We start from the raw sequence: 20965 nt of genomic DNA, 5'->3' as shown, positions 1-20965 counted from the left end.
GAGCATGCTAACCACTGCGCTCTGGCGGGGAAACGCACAGCAGCGCAAAATGGCTGTGCGTTTTTCGCATAGCCAGAGATGCCATGAGCCCCGATACCCTCACCGACCAGCTGAGCCTGTTTTTGGATGTGCTGGAAAGCGGCAGCTTTTCCGCCGCCGCCCGCCGCCACCCACTCACCCCGTCCGCCGTGGCCCGGCGCATCGACAACCTGGAAAACGCCGTGGGCAGCCGCCTGTTCACCCGCAGTACCCATGCGGTACGGGCCACGCCCGCCGGGCATGCCTTCGCCGAGCGCGCCCGGCGCATCATCGAGGAACTGCGCCTGGCCCGCGCCGAGGCGGTGTCGCTGAGCAATGCCCCGGAAGGGCTGATCCGCATCGATGCCCCAGCCGCCTTCGGCCGCCGCCACCTGGCCCCGGCCATCGCCGACTTCCTGGTGGCCTACCCTGGCCTGGATGTGCAACTGCGCCTGATCGACAGCTTCGTCGACCTGCACGGCAGCCACCTGGGTGAAGTCGACCTGGTGCTGCGCGCCGGCCCCCTGGCCGATACCCGCCTGGTGGCCACGCCCTTGGCTTATATGGTGCGCATTGCCTGCGCCAGCCCCGCCTACCTTGCCAGCCGCGGCCTGCCCGCTTGCCCCAGCGAACTGCCCGGGCACGACGGCCTGGACTGGGACGGCCTGGCGCCGCCCTTCGCCTGGCGCTTCGAGGTCGACGGCCAGCAGCGCCTGTACCGCCCGTCGCGCATGCGCATGGCGGCCAACAATGCCGAAACCTTGTTGTTCGGTGCCCTCGCCGGCCTTGGCATCGCCCACCTACCCACCTGGCTGATCAGCGACTACCTGCTGCGCGGCGAGCTGGTGCCGCTGTTCTGCCACAACGGCCTGCCGATGGCCGAAACCAGTGGCATTTATGCATTGCGCCTGGAACATGAAACGAACTCTCGCAGCCGTTTGCTGCTCGAATTTCTCAAGAGCCGCTTCAGCCCGATTCCACCCTGGGACCTGGCGCTGCGCAGTGAGCTGCGCTGGCAATAAGCGCGCCAACCTTTAGCGTGCTAGATTCCTCAATCGATGACATTCAAGGACCTGCATGAACGCCACCTCCCAAGCTTCCTGTGACGAGCTGCTGCTGGACAACCAGGTCTGCTTTGCCCTGCATTCCACCTCGTTGCTGATGACCAAGGTCTACAAACCGTTGCTCCAGGCCCTGGGCCTGACCTACCCGCAGTACCTGGCCATGCTGGTGTTGTGGGAGCAGGACGGCCTGACCGTGGGCGAAATCAGCCAGCACCTGCTCACCGACCCGGGCTCGCTGACCCCGCTGCTCAAGCGCCTGGAAAGCGAAGGCCTGCTGCAGCGCAACCGCAGCCGTGAAGACGAGCGTGTGGTGCTGGTGCAGCTCACCGACAAGGGCCGCGCCCTGCAACAGCAGGCCCGCGAGGTGCCACGCTGCATCCTCAAGGCCAGCGGCCGGAGCCTGGAGCGCCTGCAACAGCTGCAGGCCGAGCTGCTGGAACTGCGCGACAGCCTGCAAAAAAACCTCTGACGGCTACGCTGTGTGATGCTCATTCGGATGAGTGGTGAAAATTTATCTTGCGCGCAAACTAATTGCGCGCTAATTTAAATCCCGTATCCACATGACGCCACCTGATCGACAGGGGCGCACAGCACACACGTGAGGCTCAAGATGCAAAAGGTCACTCCGCTGTACATCGCAGAAGCCACCTCCACTGGCGGTCGCGACGGTAAATCCCGCGCCAGCGACGGCAAGTTGGAAGTCAAGCTGAGCACCCCAAAGGAACTGGGCGGCGCTGGCGGTGAAGGCACCAACCCAGAGCAGCTGTTCGCCGCCGGTTATTCGGCCTGCTTCATCGGTGCGCTGAAGTTCGTGGCCGGCCAGGAGAAAAAAGCCCTGCCCGCCGACGCCTCGATCACTGCCAAGGTCGGCATCGGCCAGATTCCAGGTGGTTTCGGCCTGGACATCGACCTGCACATCAACCTGCCAGGCCTGGCCCAGGCTGACGCCGAAGGGCTGGTGGAGAAGGCGCACAAGGTCTGCCCTTATTCCAACGCCACCCGCGGTAACGTAGACGTCCGCCTGCACGTAACCGTGTAAGCCCTGCAGGGCTGCAATCCCCTTGTAGGAGCGGGCTTGCCCCGCGAAGCCAGCACCGCGATGCATGGCACCGGCTTCGCCGGTGTTCGCGGGGCAAGCCCGCTCCTACAGCAGTAGCTTTTTACGATCAAAAAAAAACCCGGCCAAGGCCGGGTTTTTTGCGTTTCACAAGAAGAATTACTTCTTGGAGCGGCCTTTGAAGCTGTTGTCGCGAGTGTCGATGTCGATCCACTCGTCGATCTGGATGAAGTCGGCAACCGAGATCTCGGTACCGTTCTTCAGCTTGGCAGGCTTCATCACCTTGCCCGAGGTGTCGCCGCGAGCAGCGTTCTCGGTGTAGACAACCTGACGGCTGATGGTAGTCGGCAGTTCAACCGATACCAGGCGGCCTTCGAAGAACACGGCTTCGCAGACGTCTTCCATGCCTTCTTCGATGTACGGCAGAACGGCTTCGATGTCCTCGGCGTTCAGTTCGTACATGGTGTAGTCGGTGGTGTCCATGAAGGTGTATTCATCACCGTTGATGAACGACAGGGTCGCTTCTTTGCGATCCAGGATCACGTCGTCCAGCTTGTCGTCTGCACCGTAGACGGTTTCAGTCTTGTAGCCGGTCAGCAGGTTTTTCAGCTTGGTCTTCATGATCGCGCTGTTGCGACCGGACTTGGTGAACTCGGCTTTCTGAACCAGCCACGGGTCGTTGTCGATCCGCAGTACGGTACCGGGTTTCAGTTCTTTACCAGTTTTCATTACGAAGTATCCGAATCTGGATGGATTTATAAAAATCGAGGCCGCATATCATAGCCAATTTCGGTAAAACTGTACCAGCGCCTTGGCAAGGTCCGGCCGAGCGGCTTGGCTGGCGGCCCAATCCTGGGCGTGCTGCTGCAGTTGCGCCCAGTGTTTGCGGGCGCCTTGCCAGGCCGCGTGCATGTCGCCGTCCATGTTCCAGGCGCGCCACAATGCCATCAGTGCCGCGCTGGCGTCGTCCGACAAACCCTGGCGATAAAGCGCAAGGAAGGCTTCGAGCTTTTCCCAGTGGGCATTTTCGTCCTGGATGTAGATGTGCCACAGCATCGGCCGGCCGGCCCACTGGGCGCGCACGAACGAGTCTTCGCCGCGCACGGCGTTGAAGCCGCAGCTCCACAGCAGGCGGTCGTAGTCGTCCTGGCTGACGAACGGCAGCACCTGCACGGTCAGCGAGCCGCGCTGGTGCACCTCGCCCACGGCCAGCGCCTGCACCCCCAGCCAACGCGCCAGGTCGCCAAGGATGCGCCCTTGGGGCACCAGCAGGTGAACCGGGCCGGCATCGACGGCCAGCGCATCCAGCCAACCGCCCAGCTGTGCGTTTTCATAGGCAAACAGCGACATCAGCAATGCACCGGGCCGGGCCTGTACACCCAGCCCCTGCAGGAAGGCCGTGCGGGCCTCGGCCGACTGCTCGAAGGCCTGCCGGCGCGCCAGCAGCGTGGCTTCACGCAACAGGCCGCCGGTCTTGGCGGTGAACCCTGGGAAGAAGAACACCTTGCGCAGGCCGTTGGCCTGGGGAGAGGGCAAGCCATGGCACCCTTCCACCCAGGCCTCGGCGCTGAGGTAGTCGAGGTTCAGCCACAGCACCGGCACCGTGCGGGCGCGCATCGCTTCGACGTAGGCCGGTGGCAACTGGCAGGCAAACGCGCCGATCACCACATCTGCAGGCTCGGCGGGCTGCCATGTGGCAGGCCAGGCGCACACCTCCACGCCCTGTTGCCATTGCCGCGCCGCATTGGCGTCGCTGCCTGGGCACAGCGGCACGAAGGCATTGAGGTCGTCCACCCACAGGCGCACGGCCAGGCCGTGCTCGGCCACCAACTGCCGGGCCAGGCGCCAGGTAACGCCGATATCGCCGTAGTTGTCGACGACGGTGCAGAAGATGTCCCAGGTGGTTTTCATGTGCCCTGCCTACGCCCAGCGCTAAAACCCCGAATTCTGCGGATAAATGCCCGCCGACAAAAGCACCGCACGGAAAAAACCCGGTGGCCATGCGACAATGGCACCTTCACCCGCCCTGCCAGGAGGCTGCCATGCCGCGCCACCGTGAACTGAAGATCACCCTTAAACCGCTGCAACTGATTTTCTGCGTGGCCTTTGGCCTGTGGCTCGGCGCCGTGGCCATTGCCCTGAGCCTGTGGCTGGCGTTGCGGCTGTGGCCCGAACACGTGCAACCGGTCGCCCAGGTGGTGGTGCCAGCCGTGACGCCACCGGCTGCCAGGCTTTCAGCGCCCGTGGCACAACCACCACAGGATGCGCAGAGCGAGATGTTCGAACGCTACAAGGACATCCTGCACCAGCAGCAAGTGCAGCAGGCCGCCGAGGCCGCCCAGGGCAACCCGCGCAACCTCAATAGCCCCAAGTGCCAGTTCTGGTTGGCGCAGAACCGCACTGCGCCCACCGACAAGAGCCAGGCCGCGGTGCTGGAGTTCTGTTACTGACCATGAACAAGGCCACCCTGCTCACGCGCATCGTCGCGGCCCTGGAAACCGACATGGAGGTGCTGCGCCGCGCCGCCCAAACCGCCTACGAAGCCGCCACCGCCGAAGAGAACATTGCTGAGAACAAGTACGACACCCTGGGGCTGGAGGCGTCGTACCTGGCCACCGGGCAGGCGCGGCGCACGGCCGAAATACGCCAGGCGCTGGTCACCTACCAGCAGTTGCTGTTGCGCGAGTACGACCCGGCGCGTGGGGTGCAGGTGAGCAACCTGGTGACCCTGGAAGATGAAGATGGCGGGCGGCGGCGGTTGTTTCTCGGGCCGGAGGCGGCGGGGTTGAAGGTGGGTGAAGGTGAGGGGCTGGTGACCGTCATTACCCCGCGTTCGCCCTTGGGGCAGTTATTGGTGGGCAAGCGGGTTGATGATGAGGTTAGCTTGGGGGCGCAGGTGTTCTACATCGTTGAGGTTGCCTGACAGGGCCTCTTCGCGGGGCAAGCCCGCTCCTACAGCAAAGGCAAAGTGGCCTTCGTTCAAGGCGGTTCCCGCGGCATCGGCGCCGCCATCGTGCGCCGCCTGGCCCGCGAAGGCGCGCAGGTAGCCTTTACCTACGTCAGCTCCGCCGGCCCCGCCGAGGCGCTGGCCGAGGAGGTCAAGGCCGCAGGCGGCCAGGCCCTGGCCCTGCGCGCCGACAGCGCCGACGCCGCCGCCTTGCAGTTGGCGGTGGACGACGCGGTAAAGGCCTTTGGCCGCCTCGATATCCTGGTCAACAACGCCGAGCGCATGCCCTTCGCCGGCGGCGCGCCCTATGCCATGAGCAAGTCGGCGCTGGTGGGGCTGACCAAGGGCATGGCGCGTGACCTGGGGCCACAGGGTATTACCGTGAACAACCTGCAGCCTGGGCCGGTGGACACCGACATGAACCCGGCCAGCGGCGAGTTTGCCGAAAGCCTGATTCCGTTGATGGCGGTTGGGCGGTACGGGCAGGCCGATGAGATTGCCAGTTTCGTCGCGTACCTGGCCGGGCCTGAGGCCGGTTACATCACCGGGGCCAGTTTGACGGTCGATGGTGGGTTTGCCGCCTGAGGCCAGCCTGGTTTGCACCCGCTTGGTAGGAGCGAGCGTAGCTCGCGATGGGGCGCGCAGCGGCCCCGGGTTTCCAGCTTCGCAGCCCAGGATGCCGGGGCTGCTTTGCAGCCCATCGCGAGCTGCGCTCGCTCCTACCGGGCCTACCGCCAACGCATGAAAACGCGATGCCTTCGCCCAGGTCAGCCCTCAACCCCCAGGCTCTGCTCCATCACCTCCAGAAACGCCCGCGCCGCCGGGGTCGGGCTATGGGCCCACACGGCATACAGGTGGCGCACCGGGGCATCCACCAGCGCCGCCACCGCCACCCCTTGAAACCCCTGGGCCACCCGCTCCGGCACCAAACCCACCGCCATGCCCCGCTGCACGAATTTTTCCACCAGGCGAATATGCCCGATTTCGAACTGCACCCGCCGCACCACCCCCGCCGCCTGGAACGCCTCATCGGTCTGGCGCCGCGCGCCGGTGCCTTCGGGAAAGTCCACCAATACCTGGTCGGCCAGGTCGGCCAACGCCAGCGGCGCCCTGCCCGCCAGCCGGTGCCCGGGCGGCAGCACGGCCACCAGCGCTTCGCGTGCCAGCAGGCGATGCTGCACACCCTGCAGTTGCTCGCCCTGCCACAAGCCAATGAAGCCCACATCCAGCCGCCGCTCGCACACGTCCGCCACCAGCAGCTCGCTCTTGGCGGTGAGCCAGCGCACGTCCACCTGCGGATAACGGCCATGGAACAGCGCCAGCACCTCCACCAGGTCCAGTGCGGTCAGCGAACTGATTTCGCCAATCGACAAGCGCCCCCGTACCTGGCCGCAGGCCGCCGCCACGTCATCGGCAATGCGCCTGGCAGCCTCCACCGCTGGCTTGGCGCTGAGCACGAAGGCTTCACCCGCCGGGGTCAGGCGCACCCGCCGCGAACTGCGCTCGAACAGGCTGACACCCAACTGCGCCTCCAGCCGCGCCACTTGGTGGCTAAGGGCCGACTGCACCACATGGCAGCGCTCGGCAGCGCGGGTGAAACTGCCAGTATCGGCAACGGCCAGGGCGTATTCGAGCTGCTTGAGGTTCATCGATCTATCTGCTTTCAAGATGAATAGGTTGAAAACTATACATTGGTGTCATGCCTGATACTTCCCGATACTGCTCACCATTGACCGCCCCACGAGATTCCCCATGAATACGCCAACCCTGAGCCGCGCCCTGATCCTGCTGATGGCCACCGCCACCGGCCTGGCCGTGGCCAGCAACTACTACGCACAACCCCTGCTGCACAGCATCGCCGAGCACTTCGGCCTGAGCACCGCGAGCGCTGGCAGCATCGTCATCGCCGCCCAGCTGAGCTACGGCGCCGGCCTGTTGCTGCTGGCGCCGCTGGGCGATTTATTCGAACAGCGTCGGCTGATCGTGGTGATGAGCGCCATCGCCACCCTGGGCCTGGTGATCAGCGCCTGCTCCCCCAGCCTGCCGTGGCTGATTCTGGGTACCGCGCTCACCGGGCTGTTCTCGGTGGTGGCACAGATTCTGGTGCCCATGGCCGCAACCTTGAGCGAACCCCACCAGCGTGGGCGCGCGGTGGGCACGCTGATGAGCGGCCTGCTGCTGGGCATTCTGCTGGCGCGCACCGCAGCAGGCCTGATGGCCGAACTGGGTGGCTGGCGCAGCATCTATGTGCTGGCCGCGGTATTGATGGCAATCACCGCCCTGGCCCTGTACCGCAGCCTGCCGCAACACCATAGCCATGCGGGGCTTAAATACCCGGCGCTGATCGGCTCGGTGTTCCGCCTGTTCATCGAGGAGCCGGTGCTGCGCCTGCGCTCGCTGCTTGGGCTATTGTCGTTCAGCCTGTTCGCGCTGTTCTGGACGCCCCTGGCCTTCCTCCTGGCGCAGCCGCCGTACCAGTATTCCGACGCGGTGATCGGCCTGTTCGGCCTGGCTGGCGCCGCCGGTGCGCTGTCGGCCAACTGGGCCGGGCGCCTGGCCGACCGCGGCAAAGGGTCGCTGGGCACTACCGTGGGGCTGGTGGCGCTGTTGCTGGCGTGGGTGCCGCTGGGCTTTGCGCAAAGTTCGCTGTTGGCCTTGCTGGTGGGCGTGCTGGTGCTGGACCTGGCCGTGCAGCTGGTGCACGTGAGCAACCAGAACGCGGTAATCGCCCTGCGCCCCGAGGCCCGTACCCGGCTTAATGCGGGCTACATTACCTGCTACTTCATCGGCGGTGCGCTAGGCTCGTTGCTGGGTACGCAATTGTTCCAGCGCCAGGGATGGCAGGGGATCGTGGCAGCAGGCCTGGCCATCGGCGCAGTGGCGCTGGTGGTGTGGGGGTTGGCGGAGCGCAAGCGCAAGCTGGCCCTGCACGTTGTCTGAAGGGGACAGGGTGGCCGCTGCGGCCACCCGCCACACGACCCTCCGTCGTCTTGTCGTTGACTTGCCTGCCCCTGCGGCGCTCAGTAGGCGTTGGTCTAGCCCTATCCCGAAGGATCATTCAATGACAAGACTCACGGTGCAATCCGGCGACTTCTTGCAAGGTGAAGGCGAGTTTCGCAATGGATCGCTCACGCTCAAGACCCCACGCAGCCCCTCGCCGGGCGAACGTATTTCACTCAACCGCGTCGTCGACCTGCGCCTGGCCAGCCTGGAGTCGAGCCGCAGCCTGGGCAGCGCCCTTGGCTGGGGCATGGCCGGGGCCTTGGTGGCCGGCCCGGTGGGCTTGCTGGCCGGCCTTTGGCTAGGCGGCAAGGAAGAGGAAGTGACTTTTTTGGCCACGTTCAAGGATGGCCGCAAACTGCTGGCCATTACCGACGGCAAGACCTGGTCGAAAATCGATGACACCTGGCGCCAGCATCGGCGTCCGCCTGCGGACTGAAAGGCTTCGAGGCTGGTAAGATAGCGCACCTTTTTTTGCCTGTTCCGGCGCTTTCGCGGGGCAAGCCCGCTCCTACAAGGATGTTGTAGGAGCGGGCTTGCCCCGCGAATGAAGCCTGCGCGGTCTTCGCCCCAAGGACGCCCTCCGCATGCCCCTGCTTCGCCCTCACCTGCCCCTGAGCCTGCTCAGCCTGGGCCTGGCCTTGCACAGCCCCCATGGCTTGGCCGAAGACAGCATCACCCTGGCCCCCGTGCAGGTGTCCGACACCTACGACGACAGCGGCTACCAGGCCCGCGAGGCGGCCGTGGGCGGTTTCCAGGCCGCACCGCTGCTCGACACCCCGGCCTCGGTCAGCGTGTTCAGCCAGGCCCTGCTGCAAGACCGCCAGGTGCGCCAGCTCAGCGAAGTGCTACACAGCGACGCCTCGGTTGGCGAAAGCTACGCACCCATCGGCTACTACGAAAACTTCAACGTGCGCGGCTTCGAACTCAATGCCGCCAGCAGCTACCGCATCAACGGCCAGACCATCGCCGGCGAGCAGAACGTGGCGCTGGAAAACAAGCAGCAGGTTGAACTGCTCAAGGGCCTGGCCGGCCTGCAAAGCGGCGTTTCGGCGCCCGGCGGGCTGATCAACTACGTGACCAAGCGCGCCGCCGATGTGCGCAGCATCAGCGTGGCCACCAATGCCCAGGGCGAGCGCTACCTGGCCACCGACCTGGGCGGCTGGTTCGGCAGCGAACGGCAGTTCGGCGTGCGGGTGAACCTGGCCCACGAAGATATCCGCTCCTATGTCGACCACGCCGATGGCAAGCGCGACTTCGCCTCGCTGGCCTTCGACTGGCAGATCAACCCCAATGCCACCCTGCAGCTCGACGCCGAGTACCAGCACCGCGAACAGCGCTCGGTGCCGGGCTACCAGTTGCTGGGCGGCAGCGAACTGCCCCACGGCATCGACCCGCACGACCGCCTGGCCTACCAGCAGTGGGCCAAGCCTGTGCAAAACGACTCGCTGAACCTGGGCGGGCGTTTCGCCTACCGCTTCAACGACAACTGGACCGGCACCCTGAGCGCTTCGCGCAGCCAGGTGGTGATCGATGACTACAGCTCGTTCGCCTGGGGCAGCGAGGGTGGCTGGCAGTCGCACTTCAGCCCGCAAGGCGACTACGACATCTACGACTTCCGCAGCCCCGACGACACCCGCCGCACCGACGAAGCCCAGGCCATGCTCGAAGGCCACTTCGACGCACTGGGGGTTGGCCACGCGCTGACCGTGGGCACCAGCGCCCAGCGCCGCACCCTCGACCAGCGCCCGTATTACAACGCGCTGGTAGGCAGCGGCAATATCTACACCGGCGCGCCGGCGGTGGACCCGTCGGACGACCCCGTGGGCGCGAGCCAGCGGCGCCTGGACAGCCGCCAGTACGGCCTGTTCGCCAGCGACCGGATCACCTTCAACGAGCAATGGCAGAGCGTGATCGGTGCCCGCGAAATACGCCTGGACGAACGCACCTGGGACGAGGACGGCAACGCCGGCCGGCATACCCGCCAGTACCAGTTGCTGCCAAACGCTGCGCTGATCTACAAGCCGCGCCCGGACACCACCCTGTATGCCAGCTACGCCAAGGGCCTGTCGGCCGGCGGCACGGCGCCGTGGTACGCGAACAATGCGGCCGAGATTCTTGCCCCGACTCTCTCCCACCAACTGGAGCTGGGTATCAAGCAGGACTGGCAACGCATGAGTTTCAGTGCGGCGCTGTTCCAGCTGCGCCAGGCTTACCAGTATGCGCGCCCTGAAGGGGATGGCAGTTTCAGCTACGTGCAGCAGGGCCAGCAGAAGAACATCGGCCTGGAGCTGGGCGCCAGTGGCTGGGTAACCTCGAACTTGCAGCTGCAGGCCAGTGCCGCGGCGATTCGCGCACGGGTGCACAACAGCGGCACAGAGGCCTACGAAGGGCACCAGGCGATCAACGTACCGCGCCTGCGCGCAGCGCTGCAGGCCGACTACAGCCTGCCGGTGCCAGGCCTGGCGTTGCTTGGCGGGGCACGCTACAGCGCCAGCAAGTATGCGAGCCAGGCGGGCAATGTGCAGGTGGGCGGGTACACCGTGTTCGATGTGGGTAGCCGCTATCGCACGCAGATCGGGGGGTATGACACGGTGCTGCGCCTGACCGTGGATAACGTCTTCGACAAACGCTACTGGCGCGATGTGGGCGATTACCTGGGCGACAACTACCTGTTCCAGGGCGCGCCGCGCACGGCACGGTTGTCGGCATCGGTGAGTTTCTAACCGCCCCCTATTCTCCCCCAGGCCGCCGATCTCCATGTAGGAGCGAGCGCAGCTCGCGATGCGCCGCGCGCGGCGCTAGTTCCATGGAGAGGCGCTGGGGTTGAGATCGAGCGCCGCAAGCGGCGCATCGCGAGCTGCGCTCGCTCCTACCAGGGGGCCTGGGGAGCAGGGGCCAGAAAGCAAAAAGCCCCCGAACTTTTCAGTTCGGGGGCTCTTCGCAGAATGTGGCGGTGAAGAAGGGATTTGAACCCTTGATACGATTTCTCGTATACACACTTTCCAGGCGTGCTCCTTCGACCACTCGGACACTTCACCGTTTTCCCTTCAAGGCATTCACCCTGTCGAGGCGCGCTAATTTAGTGGAAGAGCTTTTCTTTGGCAAGCATTTTTTTCAAATTTTTCATGTATTTATGCCAAACCACTGAAACGCGCAGGTTGCCAGGGCAAAGCTGCCAATCTCGCCTGCGCTTTTACCCGGTGCCAGCGCCCTGCCCTCGCCCAGCAAGGCATAGGGCGCCGCCGCTGACTGGCCAGTCAGCCTTGCCGCTTTACCTGGCCCGCGGCGCTGGGTAACGTCGTCGCCACGCCCCCCAAAGGACTCTGCCATGAGCGAGCTGATTACCTACCACGCCGAAGACGGCATCGCCACCCTGACCCTGAACAACGGCAAGGTCAACGCCATCTCGCCGGATGTCATCGCCGCCTTCAATGCCGCGCTCGACCGCGCCGTGCAGGACCGTGCGGTGGTGATCATCACCGGCCAGCCGGGCATCCTTTCCGGCGGTTACGACCTCAAGGTGATGACCTCCGGCCCCAAGGAAGCCGTAGCCCTGGTGACGGCTGGCTCCACCCTGGCACGCCGCCTGCTGGCGCACCCGTTCCCGGTGATCGTCGCCTGCCCTGGCCATGCCGTGGCCAAGGGCGCCTTCCTGCTGCTGTCGGCTGACTACCGCATCGGCGTCGAAGGGCCGTACAAGATTGGCCTGAACGAAGTGCAGATCGGCATGACCATGCACCACGCCGGCATCGAACTGGCGCGCGACCGCCTGGGCCGCGCGGCCTTCCACCGCTCGGTGATCAACGCCGAGATGTTCGCACCCAAGGAGGCCCTGGAGGCCGGGTTCCTCGACCGGGTGGTGCCGGCCGAACAGCTGTTGGAAGTGGCCCAGGGCGTTGCCCGGGAATTGAAGAAGCTGAACATGCTGGCGCACAAGAACACCAAGTTGAAGGTACGCAAGGCGTTGCTCGATACCCTGGACGAAGCGATCTTGCTGGACCAGGGGCATATGGGGTGACCTCGTAGGCCCCATCGCGACTGGTAGGAGCGACCGCAGGTCGCGATAGGGCCCGCCCAGGCTCACACCAAGGTTTGCCCCAGCCAGTGCACACCCGTACACTGCCCCGCGACTGTCTGGTGTGAGTCGTACCATGCTCTACTCCCTTCGCATGTTCCTGCTGGCGTCGCACTTCGTGCTGGTGGGGGCCATCGGCCTGCTGATTGGCCTGCTGCGCCCGTTCAACCGCGACAACAGCCGGGTATTCGCCCGCCTCTACAGCCTGCCGGCCACCTGGCTGCTGCGCATCAAGGTCAAGGCCGAGGTCGGCCCGCTGTGGGACCAGCCACCTGGCTGCGTGATCGTCGCCAACCACCAATCCAACTTCGACCTGTTCGTGCTCGGCCATGTGGTGCCGCAACGCACCGTGGCCATTGGCAAGAAAAGCCTGGGCTGGATTCCACTGTTCGGCCAGTTGTTCTGGCTGGGCGGCAACGTGTTGGTCGACCGCAAGAACGCCTACCAGGCGCGCAAGGCGATGCAAACCACCACACGCATACTGCGCGACGACACCTCGATCTGGATTTTCCCGGAAGGCACGCGCAACCCCGAACAGCAGTTGCTGGCCTTCAAGAAAGGCGCGTTCCACATGGCCGTCGAAGCCGGCGTGCCAATCGTGCCGGTGTGCGTCAGCCGCTATGCCCGGCGCCTGAGCCTGAACAGCTGGCGGCGGCGCACGGTGATCGTTCGCTCGTTGCCGCCCATTGCGACTGCCGGCCTCAGCCAGCAAGACCTGCCCGCGTTGATCGAGCAGTGCCGCAGCCAGATGCAGCATTGCATCGACCATATGGAACGGGAATTGGTGGAGCCCTAGGCGGGCGCTGCTCTGCCCCACGGGTTAAGCTGTAGGGCGTCTGCAACCGAATAAGTGGATCACCATGGGACGAGTCGTGGCATCGGCGGTGTATGCCGCCGGCAGGAAGGTCACCAATATCAATATCGATGAAGGCAGCGAGTGGGCACGCAAGCCGGGGCATTTCGTGTGGATCGGCCTGGAAGAACCCAACGCCGAGGAGCTGGCCAACCTGCAGTGCCAGTTCAACCTGCACGAACTGGCCATCGAGGACGCGCTGGAGAAACACAGCCGGCCGAAGCTTGAAACCTTTGGTGACGCGCTGTTCATCGTCACCTACTCGCCGGTGCGCCATGAAGGCAAGCTGGAGTTCATCGAAACCCACATCTTCGCCGGCAACGGCTACATCATCACCTGCCGCAACGGCCACTCGAAATCCTATGCCCTGGTACGCCAGCGCTGCGAGGCACGCCCGCTGCTGCTGGAGCATGGCGAAGACTTCGTGCTGTATGCGTTGCTCGACTTCGTGACCGAGAACTACCAGCCGGTGAGCGAGGCCATTCATGGCGAAATCGAGGAGCTGGAGCAGAGCGTGCTCAGCAATTCCTTGCAGGAAGACGACATCCGCCGCCTGCACAGCCTGCGCCGCGACATCTTGCGCCTGCGCCGCTACGTGGCGCCGATGGTGGAAGTGAGCGAGGAACTGCAACGCCTGAGCTTCCCGTTCATCGACAAGAACATGCGCCCGTACTTCAAGGATGTGCAGATTCACGTCACCCGGCAGATGGAAGACCTGGCCAGTATCCGTGACATCGCCAGCCAAACCATCGAGATCGGCATGCTGCTGGAGTCGTCGCGCCAGAGCATCGTGCAGCGCAAGTTTGCCGCGTGGGCGGCGATTCTGGCGTTTCCCACGGCGATTGCCGGGGTGTATGGGATGAACTTCCAGAACATGCCGGAGCTGAGCTGGCATTACGGCTATTTTGCCGTGCTGGGGGTGATTGGGCTGGGGTGCGCGGGGTTGTATGCCAGCTTCAAGAAGTCGGGTTGGCTTTAGGGCCTATCGCGAGCTGCGCTCGCTCCTACCGGGCCTGCGCAAGGCCTGTAGGAGCGAGCGTAGCTCGCGATTCGCTCAGGCAGCGCTGTCGCTTGCCTTGCGGGGTTGCTGAATGAACCGCAGCATCCACTCCCCTACCAGGTCGCCCTGGTGCTCGGTAGCCAGGCTGGCGATGGCCTTGTGGTACACCTCGTCGCCCAGATAGGCCTGGCGCGCATCCAACAGCGCCCGCGAATAGTCATGCACGAACTCCGGGTGGCCCTGGAAGCACAGCACCTGGTCACCAATGTGGTACGCCGCGTTCGGGCAGAAATCGCTTGAGGCAATCACCGTGGCGCCTTCGGGCAGCTGGGTCACCTGGTCCTGGTGGCTGATGAGCAGGCTCAGTTCGGAAACCTGCGGGTCCATCCACGGCGCATGGGCGGCCAGCGAATAGCGGTGCACACCCACGCCCCAGCCCTGGTCGGCGCGCTCGGCCTTGCCACCCAGGGTCAGCGCCAGCAACTGGTGACCGAAACACACACCCAGCAGTTTCTCGCCACGCTGGTACAGCTTCAGCAGGTACGCCTTGAGCGTCTGGATCCATGGGTCGCTGCCAAACGAGTCGGCCTTGCTGCCGGTAACCAGGTAGGCATCGAAGCGTTCGCTGTCGGGCGGGTAGTCGCCGTTCATGACGTTGTACACACGAAACTCGGCGGCGATCGGCTGACGCGAGAAGAGCTGCTCGAACATCCTTCCGTAGCCCTGGTACTGCGCGGTCAACTCCGGTCGCAGGACATCGGTTTCAAGGATGCAGATGCGTAACGACATAGGGATAGTCCTGAACGACATGGGTGGGAATCTGCTGTAGAGACTGACGCGAAAGCCACGTACAAGCAAGTAGGTCGCACTGACGAACGGTCACATTTCGTCGGCACGCCAACGGTGAATACGCCGCTGTCTAGCCAGAGCATGCCAGCGGGATGGCCCATGGCCTCATAGCCAATGGAGATCAACCAACAAGCATTTAGAACAAAGGGTTCTGGCTCACGGATGACGCTGGCGCTGTGCGTGGTTTATATCCACATACATGAGGCAAGCAGCAACGGCGCCACCCGCCCCGCTGCGATCGACCCGCGACGCGACAAGGAAGCCAACGGGTATTCAGGAATAACAACAAGAAGGCGGTCCGCCATGTTCAGTCAATCGAAGCTACGCCAAGCTGGGCTCATTCTATTCGCTACCACGTTGCTGCTGATTCTGCCGAACCTGACACGCTTGTTCGGCTAACAGTGGCTGTAGCCTTTTTCGGCAACGCACAGGTAACCTGCCGGCCTTGACGGTCGGAGATTGCCTATGCGCCAGTGCCTTGCCCTGCTTACCCTTCTGGTCAGCCTGCCCCTGTGGGCGGCGCAATTGCAGCTGGAGCTGGGCGGCGCCGTGCGCAGCCTGGACAGCGCGGCGCTGCTCAAGCACCCGCAGGCGCGCGAGATCGACATCGAGCAGGATGTGGCCTACAAACGGGCCATGCACTACCGCGCCGTGCCCCTGGCGGCGCTGCTTGAAGGGGTAACGGCAGGCGACCACCTGCAGGCCGTGGCGCTGGACGGGTTCGCCGCCGAGATGCCCGCCGGGCCTTTGCTGCAGGCGGGGCCGGCGCGGGCCTGGCTGGCGGTTGAAGACCCGGACAAGCCGTGGCCACCTTTGGCCGATGGCAAGCCCAGCGCGGGGCCGTTCTACCTGGTATGGACCCATGCCCAGGCCAGCGGCATTCGCCCCGAGCAGTGGCCCTTCCAGATCACAACCCTGCGCCGCCTGGCATCGGTGGAGCAACGCTTTCCGGCGTTGTTGCCCGACCCGAAGCTGGCCGCCGACGACCCGGTGCGCCAGGGGTTTTCGTTGTTCCAGCAAAACTGCCTGGCCTGCCACCGGCTCAATGGCGCGGGGGATGCGCAGTTTGGGCCTGACCTGAACGTGCCGCATAACCCCACCGAGTATTTCCGGCCTGAATTCCTGCGGATGTACATTCGCGACCCGCAGGGGCTGCGACGCTGGCCCCAGGCGAAGATGCCGGGGTTTGGTGTGGATGTGTTGAGTGACCAGGAGCTGGAGGCGTTGTTGGCTTACCTCAAGCACATGGCTGGGCGTAGGGGGTGAGATTGTCGGGGGCTGCTGCGCAGCCCATTCGCGGGGCAAGCCCGCTCCTACACAGGCATGGCGTGCCCCGCGAATAGCTCAGGCAATAGGCCGCTCTTGCTTGACGCCCCACCCCTCGACCTCACCGCCATAGGGCGAAACAACCTGCTCGAAGGCCTCCTCGAAGTCGCCAATCCCACCATAGGTGGCATACATGACCTTGCTCAGTTCCAGGTGCCAGGCGCCATCGTCCCGCTCATGCACCTGGGCATTCAACGACTCGCCGCGAAACTGCCCAGCCGCACGCCGGGCGCCGGCTTCGTCGGGAAATACCGCGTAGAACTCGATGGGGTGGATACGGGTGAAATCGAAACCGCCAGCTTTCATCTGGCGCAGGACATTGCTGCTGATATCGTCGTTCAGGCTGCTCATGAATCGTCCTCCCGAATGAAGCGATGGATAGACTTTCCGTGCACTACGCACCTGCTGGCAAGGCCAGCAGTTCGAGCTGATGCAAGACGCGAATTGAACAGGTGCAGGCCCGCAGAAAAGGCCTGCGCCTGGGTGTAGCGTAGCGCCTGCAATAGCACTACGCCAACCCTGGGCCAACCTGCAGGTCAGGAAGCTTCTTGGATGCGGGTGATCACCACGCCGTTCTGCTCCTTGAGCCATCGGGCGGTGGGGGATGGGGCGCGGTCCTGGAAGTCGTTGAGGTCCAGTTCGTCCATGACCGGAAACAAGTGCGAACGAATGGCGCGGGCCGCTTCCTCCTCGCTGGGGCACTGCTCGCCGTGCAGCAGCAGTGTGGTCGGCTCGCCCTTCTGATCGGCAAAGATGACTTCCCACTCTTTCATTGAATAGCCCTCTCAAGCAAAGGACACGGAATACGTGATGCCTGTAAATGCTTGACCTTGGGCGCGGGGATTTGTTCAGTCTGTGCCGGCCTCTTCGCAAGAGGTTTGCGCAAGCGTGGTAGGAGCGAGCGTAGCTCGCGATGGGGCGCGCAGCGGCCCCAGGGGTTCAGCGTCGCGGCTGATTACGCCGGGGCTGCCTTGCAGCCCATCGCGAGCTGCGCTCGCTCCTACCAGGTGTATCGCCCAGGAAAGGGGCCGCAACGCGGCCCGGGGGCTTACTTCTTCGGCGTGCCGTGGACCACGCCGGCGGTGTTGTCCAGCAGGCTCTTGGTCGCCGTCTGGATGAACGCTTCGAGCTGCTGCAGCATTTGCGGCTGCTCTGGGCTTTCGATCAACTCGGCCTTGAACTCGCTGCCCAGCTGGTAGCGGTACATGCGCGGGCTCATGTCCTTGGACTCGATCAGCAGGTGGTCACCCTTGACCAGGCCCACGATCTGCTCGCTGCCCGAGGGCTTGATCATGCCCACGCCCGGGTCACCGGCAGGCAGGTTGAGCAGGTCGCGGCCCCAGCACTGGTGCCGGGTTTCGCCACCCAGGCGGCCCATGATGGTCGGCACGATGTCGACCTGGGTACCCACGGTGTGGTCGACCGCGCCGAATTTCTCCTGGATGCCCGGGGCAATCAACAGCAGCGGCACGTTGAAGCGGCCCAGGTCCAGCTCGGTGACCTGCTGGTGGTTGCCGAAGCCGTGGTCGCCGACGATGACGAACAGGGTGTCCTTGAAGTACGGCTCTTTACGCGCCTTCTCGAAGAACTGGCCCAGCGCCCAGTCGGAGTAGCGCATGGCGGTCAAGTGCTCGTCCAGGCGGCCCTGGCCGGTCACCTTCTCGACCGGCAGGTTCGCCGGCAGCGCGTACGGGGTGTGGTTGGACAGGGTTTGCAGCAGCGCGTAGATCGGCTTCTTCTGGTCGTGCTTGGCCAGTTCCTCGTTGCCACGGTCGAACATGTCCTGGTCGGACACGCCCCAGGTCGGGTCGGAGAACACCGGGTTTACGAAGTCGTTGCGGCCGATGAAGGTGGTCATGCCCTGGTTGCCGAAGAACCCGGACTGGTTGTCCCAGGCGAAGTCGCCGTTGTACACGTAGACGTCGTCGTAATCACGGGCGCTGAGCAGTGCCGGCAAGCCCGACAGCTTGTGGCCGCCTTCCGGGGTCTGCATCAGGTATTCGAAGCCTGGCAGGTTGGGGAAGCAGGCCATGGTGGCGAACATGCCCTGGTGGGTATGGGTGCCATTGGAGAAGAAGCGGTCGAACAGCAGGCCTTCCTTGGCCAGCTTGTCGAAGTACGGGGTGATGTTGTTCGGGCTGCCCAGGGCGCCTACCGAATGGCCAGCGAAGCTTTCCATGAGGATCACCACGACGTTCTTCACCGCCAGGGTGCGGTCGGCTGGCGGGGTGAAGTCACGGCGCACGGCGGCCTCGTCGGCATCCACCAGCACGTCGTTGGCGGTAAGCAGTTGCTTGCGCACGGTGTCGGTGGCCAGGTCCTGCTTGAGCACCGGCTTCCAGATGTTGGCGCGGTCTTCGCCGAAGCGGCTCTTGGCAGCGTCGATCAGGGTCAGGGTGCCGTTCAGGCCCAGCTGGTTGACGAAGTTGGAGTCGGTGGTGAAGGCATCGCCCCAGCGCATCGGCGGGCCTTGGCGCAGGGTGCCACGGGCAGCGACCACCGCCACCAGCAGAATCACCATGAACACCGCCAGGCGGTTGTACCAGGCAGCCACGCGCTGGCCCGAGCCACGGGTGGCGCGGTCGATGCCTTTGAACAGCAGGCTCAGCAACCAGGTGCCGACCAGCCAGGCCAGCAGGTAGCGCACCACCGGGAAGCCGTACCAGAGCATGCTCAGTACGGTCTTGGGGTCTTCCTTGATGTATTGGAACACCAGGCCGTTCAGGCGCTGGTGGAACTCACGGTAGAAGTCCATCTCCATCAGGCCAAGGAACATCACCACACTGGAGCTGATGGTCAGCCAGAAGCGGAACAGCCCGCGCCGGGCCATCAGCCAGGGGCTCAGGGTGGCCAGCAACAGCGGAATGCTCAGGTACACCACCACACGCAGGTCGAAGCGCAGGCCGTTGAAGAAGCCTTCGGCAACGGTGGAGTACGGGGTGTCGCCGATCATGTCGCTGTTGTAGACCAGCAACGCCAGGCGCACCAGGCTGAGCATCAGCATGATCACCAGGCCGCTGAGCAGCATGTAGGCCAGGTGTGATTTCAAGGTCGGCGTGAAAGCTCGCGCGCCCTGTTGCTTCAAGGCATCCGTGTTAGCCATGAATGGGGAAGTCCTAGGATTGCGGGTTTGCGGAGATGGCGCTGGTACTGGACCAACGCAGCATTGTGCGGGTGCGGATTCTGTTTAAACCAATGTGAAAATTTTGTCACGGGGCTGTTGCAGATTTTGTCTGCGCCGGCCCTTCCGCGCCCGGGTCAGAGCCGCACATTGCCCCGGGGGCCGGCAATTGCCCAGATGATAAGGCCAATCACCGGCAGCAAGGCGATCAGCAGAATCCACAACACCTTGATGCCGATTTCGGCATTGCTCTTGATCACGTTGAGAATCGCCCAGATGTCCAGGGCGAGGATGATCAGGCCGACCAGGCCGTTGAAGGTGGACCCCATTGCACAGCGCTCCTTTGAACGTAAGCCATGGCGCTGAGCATAGTTGGGGATTGCGCGCCTCGCGGCGCATCGCGAGCTGCGCTCGCTCCTACGGGGTTCATGTACCCAGGCAGGAGCGATGCGATTCAGACGTGAACGGCGACCTTCAGGGCCTCCAGCGCAGGCTCCAGCTTGATGCCCACCTCGGCCCCCAGGGCCAGTACGCGGTCCAGGTCCTGCTGCCCCACCATCACCATCTGCAGCTCGTCGTCGAGCAACTGGCTGAAGTTCAGCAGCACATAGCCCCCGGCTTCCTTGTTCAAGGCGCCCATCTGTACCTGGATACGGTTGAGCGCGGTCAGCGGTTCGGTACGCGCCAGCTGCTTGGGCTTGAGGGTGAACGCCACGCTCTTGTCGAACGAGTCGCTGATGTGCTGGAACAAGTCCTGATAGCTGTCGGCCTGGAACACCACCGTGTCCGGCAGGCTGCCGAGCACCACCCATTCGCCCAGCGGCATCGGGAAGCTGTCGTCGTAGTTGATGTCCGGGTTGGCGGCAAGGAAGGCGGCGGGGTCGGCGTAGGCCTGGGCGGCTTCGTCGGCGATGCGCTCGATGTCCTCATCGCGCATGCAGCCGGCGGCAATGAGGCTGATGAGTTCGAGCAACTGGTTTTTCATGAAGGGGGCCTGCGGCGGGTGAAAAGGCGCCAAGGATAGCCGCAAACGCCCCCGCAGGGTTAGCCGGCCAGCGCTTGCAGGCGCTCGGTGGCCTGCACTGCCCCCATGGTTTGTGCCGCCATCAGCGCGGTGGCGCCACGGGCGTCCTGGTGCGCAGGGTCGGCGCCCTGGGCCAACAGGAAGTCGAGGATTTCGCCACGGTTGAACATGGCTGCCAGCATCAGCGCGGTGCGCCCGTCCTGGGCGGCGGCATCCACCGGTACACCGTGCGCCAGCAACAGGCGGATCATGGCCAGGTCGCCCTTGAACGCTGCGCCGGCAATGGGCAACTGGCCGTTGTCGTTGGCAATCAGCGGGTCGGCGCCATGCTCCAGCAGCACGCGCGCCGCCTCCAGGTGGCCGTGGTAGCTGGCCAGCATCAGCAGGGTGTCGCCCTTGTGGTTGCGCAGGTCAGCCGGCAGGCCGCTGGCGAGCAAGCGCTGCAGCATCTGGGCATCGCCCTGGCGGGCGCGGTCGAACACCTGCTCGGCGAAAGCTGCGGTTTCGTCATCGGTCATGGCGACGGGTTGGTCAGACATCTGGAACCTCCTGGCAGAAAAGATTGCCCAAGTGTTTGTCAGGCATGGCCATGGGGTCAAAGGTTCAGAATCTATGGGGCCGATAGCCA

24 protein-coding genes and 1 tRNA gene are annotated in these 20965 nt (G+C 64.3%); 14 read left to right on the top strand and 11 right to left on the bottom strand.

The window, feature by feature from the left end; all coding sequences use genetic code 11:
• The first annotated feature begins 83 nt into the window (after window positions 1-83).
• The 3 genes from F3J44_RS26025 (at window position 84) to F3J44_RS26015 (ending at window position 2121) form a co-directional block, all read left to right on the top strand.
• A complete protein-coding gene (locus F3J44_RS26025; protein ID WP_167277314.1) occupies window positions 84-1040 on the top strand; it encodes a LysR family transcriptional regulator in 957 nt (318 codons plus the stop codon).
• A 55-nt stretch (window positions 1041-1095) separates the two neighbouring features.
• Window positions 1096-1551: a MarR family winged helix-turn-helix transcriptional regulator gene (locus tag F3J44_RS26020; RefSeq protein ID WP_167058359.1), complete on the top strand. Its 456-nt coding sequence runs from the start codon at window positions 1096-1098 to the stop codon at window positions 1549-1551.
• Window positions 1552-1692: 141 nt separating this feature from the next.
• Complete coding sequence (locus F3J44_RS26015; RefSeq protein ID WP_167058362.1) at window positions 1693-2121, top strand: organic hydroperoxide resistance protein; 429 nt, start codon at window positions 1693-1695, stop codon at window positions 2119-2121.
• 177 nt (window positions 2122-2298) lie between these two features.
• Here F3J44_RS26015 and efp read toward each other — a convergent pair whose 3' ends face one another.
• The gene (gene efp, locus F3J44_RS26010) at window positions 2299-2868 is read right to left on the bottom strand and encodes an elongation factor P (protein ID WP_013971530.1); all 570 of its coding nucleotides are present in this window, start codon (window positions 2866-2868) and stop codon (window positions 2299-2301) included.
• Window positions 2869-2916: 48 nt separating this feature from the next.
• Window positions 2917-4050 (bottom strand): elongation factor P maturation arginine rhamnosyltransferase EarP, encoded by a 1134-nt coding sequence (gene earP, locus F3J44_RS26005; protein ID WP_167277313.1) that lies wholly within the window; start codon window positions 4048-4050, stop codon window positions 2917-2919.
• A gap of 131 nt (window positions 4051-4181) precedes the next feature.
• Here earP and F3J44_RS26000 point away from each other — a divergent pair, with 131 nt between their 5' ends.
• The 3 genes from F3J44_RS26000 to F3J44_RS25990 are packed head-to-tail and all read left to right on the top strand — an operon-like array spanning window position 4182 to window position 5671.
• On the top strand, window positions 4182-4589 hold the full coding sequence (locus F3J44_RS26000) for a hypothetical protein (RefSeq protein WP_167058368.1): 408 nt from the start codon (window positions 4182-4184) through the stop codon (window positions 4587-4589).
• Window positions 4590-4591: 2 nt separating this feature from the next.
• Window positions 4592-5062 carry a GreA/GreB family elongation factor gene (locus tag F3J44_RS25995; RefSeq protein ID WP_167277312.1) on the top strand — a complete coding sequence of 157 codons (471 nt, stop codon included), beginning with the start codon at window positions 4592-4594 and terminating at the stop codon, window positions 5060-5062.
• A 45-nt stretch (window positions 5063-5107) separates the two neighbouring features.
• The gene (locus F3J44_RS25990; protein ID WP_167277310.1) at window positions 5108-5671 is read left to right on the top strand and encodes an SDR family oxidoreductase; all 564 of its coding nucleotides are present in this window, start codon (window positions 5108-5110) and stop codon (window positions 5669-5671) included.
• Between the two features lie 182 nt (window positions 5672-5853).
• On the opposite strand, the gene F3J44_RS25985 is transcribed toward F3J44_RS25990, so the two are convergent.
• Window positions 5854-6735 (bottom strand): LysR family transcriptional regulator, encoded by an 882-nt coding sequence (locus tag F3J44_RS25985; RefSeq protein WP_167058378.1) that lies wholly within the window; start codon window positions 6733-6735, stop codon window positions 5854-5856.
• Between the two features lie 103 nt (window positions 6736-6838).
• Between F3J44_RS25985 and F3J44_RS25980 the strand changes: the two genes are divergently transcribed.
• The 3 genes from F3J44_RS25980 (at window position 6839) to F3J44_RS25970 (ending at window position 10812) form a co-directional block, all read left to right on the top strand.
• Window positions 6839-8026, top strand: coding sequence for an MFS transporter (locus F3J44_RS25980; RefSeq protein WP_167277309.1), 1188 nt, complete (start codon window positions 6839-6841; stop codon window positions 8024-8026).
• A 121-nt stretch (window positions 8027-8147) separates the two neighbouring features.
• A complete protein-coding gene (locus tag F3J44_RS25975; protein WP_167277308.1) occupies window positions 8148-8525 on the top strand; it encodes a hypothetical protein in 378 nt (125 codons plus the stop codon).
• Between the two features lie 148 nt (window positions 8526-8673).
• Entirely contained in the window at window positions 8674-10812 is a 2139-nt protein-coding gene (locus F3J44_RS25970; protein ID WP_167277306.1) for a TonB-dependent siderophore receptor, read from the top strand.
• Between the two features lie 225 nt (window positions 10813-11037).
• On the opposite strand, the gene F3J44_RS25965 is transcribed toward F3J44_RS25970, so the two are convergent.
• Window positions 11038-11127, bottom strand: a tRNA-Ser gene (locus tag F3J44_RS25965).
• Between the two features lie 290 nt (window positions 11128-11417).
• Here F3J44_RS25965 and F3J44_RS25960 point away from each other — a divergent pair.
• From F3J44_RS25960 to F3J44_RS25950, 3 genes are all read left to right on the top strand, one after another.
• Entirely contained in the window at window positions 11418-12107 is a 690-nt protein-coding gene (locus F3J44_RS25960; RefSeq protein ID WP_167277305.1) for a crotonase/enoyl-CoA hydratase family protein, read from the top strand.
• A gap of 133 nt (window positions 12108-12240) precedes the next feature.
• Window positions 12241-12960 carry a 1-acyl-sn-glycerol-3-phosphate acyltransferase gene (locus tag F3J44_RS25955; protein ID WP_167277304.1) on the top strand — a complete coding sequence of 240 codons (720 nt, stop codon included), beginning with the start codon at window positions 12241-12243 and terminating at the stop codon, window positions 12958-12960.
• A 64-nt stretch (window positions 12961-13024) separates the two neighbouring features.
• Window positions 13025-13996, top strand: a complete 972-nt coding sequence (locus F3J44_RS25950) for a magnesium and cobalt transport protein CorA (RefSeq protein WP_167058398.1) — start codon at window positions 13025-13027, stop codon at window positions 13994-13996.
• Window positions 13997-14071: 75 nt separating this feature from the next.
• Here F3J44_RS25950 and F3J44_RS25945 read toward each other — a convergent pair whose 3' ends face one another.
• Window positions 14072-14806 (bottom strand): amidotransferase, encoded by a 735-nt coding sequence (locus F3J44_RS25945; protein WP_167277302.1) that lies wholly within the window; start codon window positions 14804-14806, stop codon window positions 14072-14074.
• 174 nt (window positions 14807-14980) lie between these two features.
• Between F3J44_RS25945 and F3J44_RS25940 the strand changes: the two genes are divergently transcribed.
• The gene (locus tag F3J44_RS25940) at window positions 14981-15265 is read left to right on the top strand and encodes a hypothetical protein (RefSeq protein ID WP_167057890.1); all 285 of its coding nucleotides are present in this window, start codon (window positions 14981-14983) and stop codon (window positions 15263-15265) included.
• A gap of 66 nt (window positions 15266-15331) precedes the next feature.
• On the top strand, window positions 15332-16132 hold the full coding sequence (locus F3J44_RS25935) for a cytochrome c (RefSeq protein ID WP_167277301.1): 801 nt from the start codon (window positions 15332-15334) through the stop codon (window positions 16130-16132).
• 78 nt (window positions 16133-16210) lie between these two features.
• Here the strand turns inward: F3J44_RS25935 and F3J44_RS25930 are convergent, their stop codons facing one another.
• From F3J44_RS25930 to F3J44_RS25905, 6 genes are all read right to left on the bottom strand, one after another.
• Window positions 16211-16543: a ribonuclease E inhibitor RraB gene (locus tag F3J44_RS25930; protein ID WP_167058406.1), complete on the bottom strand. Its 333-nt coding sequence runs from the start codon at window positions 16541-16543 to the stop codon at window positions 16211-16213.
• A 185-nt stretch (window positions 16544-16728) separates the two neighbouring features.
• On the bottom strand, window positions 16729-16965 hold the full coding sequence (locus F3J44_RS25925) for a hypothetical protein (protein WP_167058409.1): 237 nt from the start codon (window positions 16963-16965) through the stop codon (window positions 16729-16731).
• Between the two features lie 275 nt (window positions 16966-17240).
• Window positions 17241-19295, bottom strand: coding sequence for an LTA synthase family protein (locus F3J44_RS25920; RefSeq protein WP_167277299.1), 2055 nt, complete (start codon window positions 19293-19295; stop codon window positions 17241-17243).
• A gap of 155 nt (window positions 19296-19450) precedes the next feature.
• Entirely contained in the window at window positions 19451-19642 is a 192-nt protein-coding gene (locus tag F3J44_RS25915; RefSeq protein ID WP_167058414.1) for a PLDc N-terminal domain-containing protein, read from the bottom strand.
• Window positions 19643-19767: 125 nt separating this feature from the next.
• Window positions 19768-20298 carry a hypothetical protein gene (locus F3J44_RS25910; protein WP_167277298.1) on the bottom strand — a complete coding sequence of 177 codons (531 nt, stop codon included), beginning with the start codon at window positions 20296-20298 and terminating at the stop codon, window positions 19768-19770.
• A gap of 59 nt (window positions 20299-20357) precedes the next feature.
• Window positions 20358-20876, bottom strand: coding sequence for an ankyrin repeat domain-containing protein (locus F3J44_RS25905; RefSeq protein ID WP_167058421.1), 519 nt, complete (start codon window positions 20874-20876; stop codon window positions 20358-20360).
• Window positions 20877-20965 lie beyond the last annotated feature (89 nt).

The sequence above is a fragment of the Pantoea sp. Tr-811 genome (assembly GCF_011752535.1).
GTDB lineage: Bacteria > Pseudomonadota > Gammaproteobacteria > Pseudomonadales > Pseudomonadaceae > Aquipseudomonas.
This window is presented reverse-complemented; position numbering and strand designations above follow the sequence as displayed.

Coding starts and splice junctions, on each gene's coding strand:
- F3J44_RS26020 (WP_167058359.1), top strand. CDS start 1,096: ATGAACGCCACCTCCCAAGCTTCCTGTGACGAGCTGCTGCTGGACAAC.
- F3J44_RS25945 (WP_167277302.1), bottom strand. CDS start 14,806: ATGTCGTTACGCATCTGCATCCTTGAAACCGATGTCCTGCGACCGGAG.
- F3J44_RS25920 (WP_167277299.1), bottom strand. CDS start 19,295: ATGGCTAACACGGATGCCTTGAAGCAACAGGGCGCGCGAGCTTTCACG.
- F3J44_RS25960 (WP_167277305.1), top strand. CDS start 11,418: ATGAGCGAGCTGATTACCTACCACGCCGAAGACGGCATCGCCACCCTG.
- F3J44_RS26025 (WP_167277314.1), top strand. CDS start 84: ATGAGCCCCGATACCCTCACCGACCAGCTGAGCCTGTTTTTGGATGTG.
- F3J44_RS25935 (WP_167277301.1), top strand. CDS start 15,332: ATGCGCCAGTGCCTTGCCCTGCTTACCCTTCTGGTCAGCCTGCCCCTG.
- F3J44_RS25930 (WP_167058406.1), bottom strand. CDS start 16,543: ATGAGCAGCCTGAACGACGATATCAGCAGCAATGTCCTGCGCCAGATG.
- F3J44_RS25940 (WP_167057890.1), top strand. CDS start 14,981: ATGGAGATCAACCAACAAGCATTTAGAACAAAGGGTTCTGGCTCACGG.
- F3J44_RS25980 (WP_167277309.1), top strand. CDS start 6,839: ATGAATACGCCAACCCTGAGCCGCGCCCTGATCCTGCTGATGGCCACC.
- F3J44_RS25970 (WP_167277306.1), top strand. CDS start 8,674: ATGCCCCTGCTTCGCCCTCACCTGCCCCTGAGCCTGCTCAGCCTGGGC.
- F3J44_RS25915 (WP_167058414.1), bottom strand. CDS start 19,642: ATGGGGTCCACCTTCAACGGCCTGGTCGGCCTGATCATCCTCGCCCTG.
- efp (WP_013971530.1), bottom strand. CDS start 2,868: ATGAAAACTGGTAAAGAACTGAAACCCGGTACCGTACTGCGGATCGAC.
- F3J44_RS26000 (WP_167058368.1), top strand. CDS start 4,182: ATGCCGCGCCACCGTGAACTGAAGATCACCCTTAAACCGCTGCAACTG.
- F3J44_RS25905 (WP_167058421.1), bottom strand. CDS start 20,876: ATGTCTGACCAACCCGTCGCCATGACCGATGACGAAACCGCAGCTTTC.
- F3J44_RS26015 (WP_167058362.1), top strand. CDS start 1,693: ATGCAAAAGGTCACTCCGCTGTACATCGCAGAAGCCACCTCCACTGGC.
- earP (WP_167277313.1), bottom strand. CDS start 4,050: ATGAAAACCACCTGGGACATCTTCTGCACCGTCGTCGACAACTACGGC.
- F3J44_RS25925 (WP_167058409.1), bottom strand. CDS start 16,965: ATGAAAGAGTGGGAAGTCATCTTTGCCGATCAGAAGGGCGAGCCGACC.
- F3J44_RS25910 (WP_167277298.1), bottom strand. CDS start 20,298: ATGAAAAACCAGTTGCTCGAACTCATCAGCCTCATTGCCGCCGGCTGC.
- F3J44_RS25975 (WP_167277308.1), top strand. CDS start 8,148: ATGACAAGACTCACGGTGCAATCCGGCGACTTCTTGCAAGGTGAAGGC.
- F3J44_RS25985 (WP_167058378.1), bottom strand. CDS start 6,735: ATGAACCTCAAGCAGCTCGAATACGCCCTGGCCGTTGCCGATACTGGC.
- F3J44_RS25995 (WP_167277312.1), top strand. CDS start 4,592: ATGAACAAGGCCACCCTGCTCACGCGCATCGTCGCGGCCCTGGAAACC.
- F3J44_RS25950 (WP_167058398.1), top strand. CDS start 13,025: ATGGGACGAGTCGTGGCATCGGCGGTGTATGCCGCCGGCAGGAAGGTC.
- F3J44_RS25955 (WP_167277304.1), top strand. CDS start 12,241: ATGCTCTACTCCCTTCGCATGTTCCTGCTGGCGTCGCACTTCGTGCTG.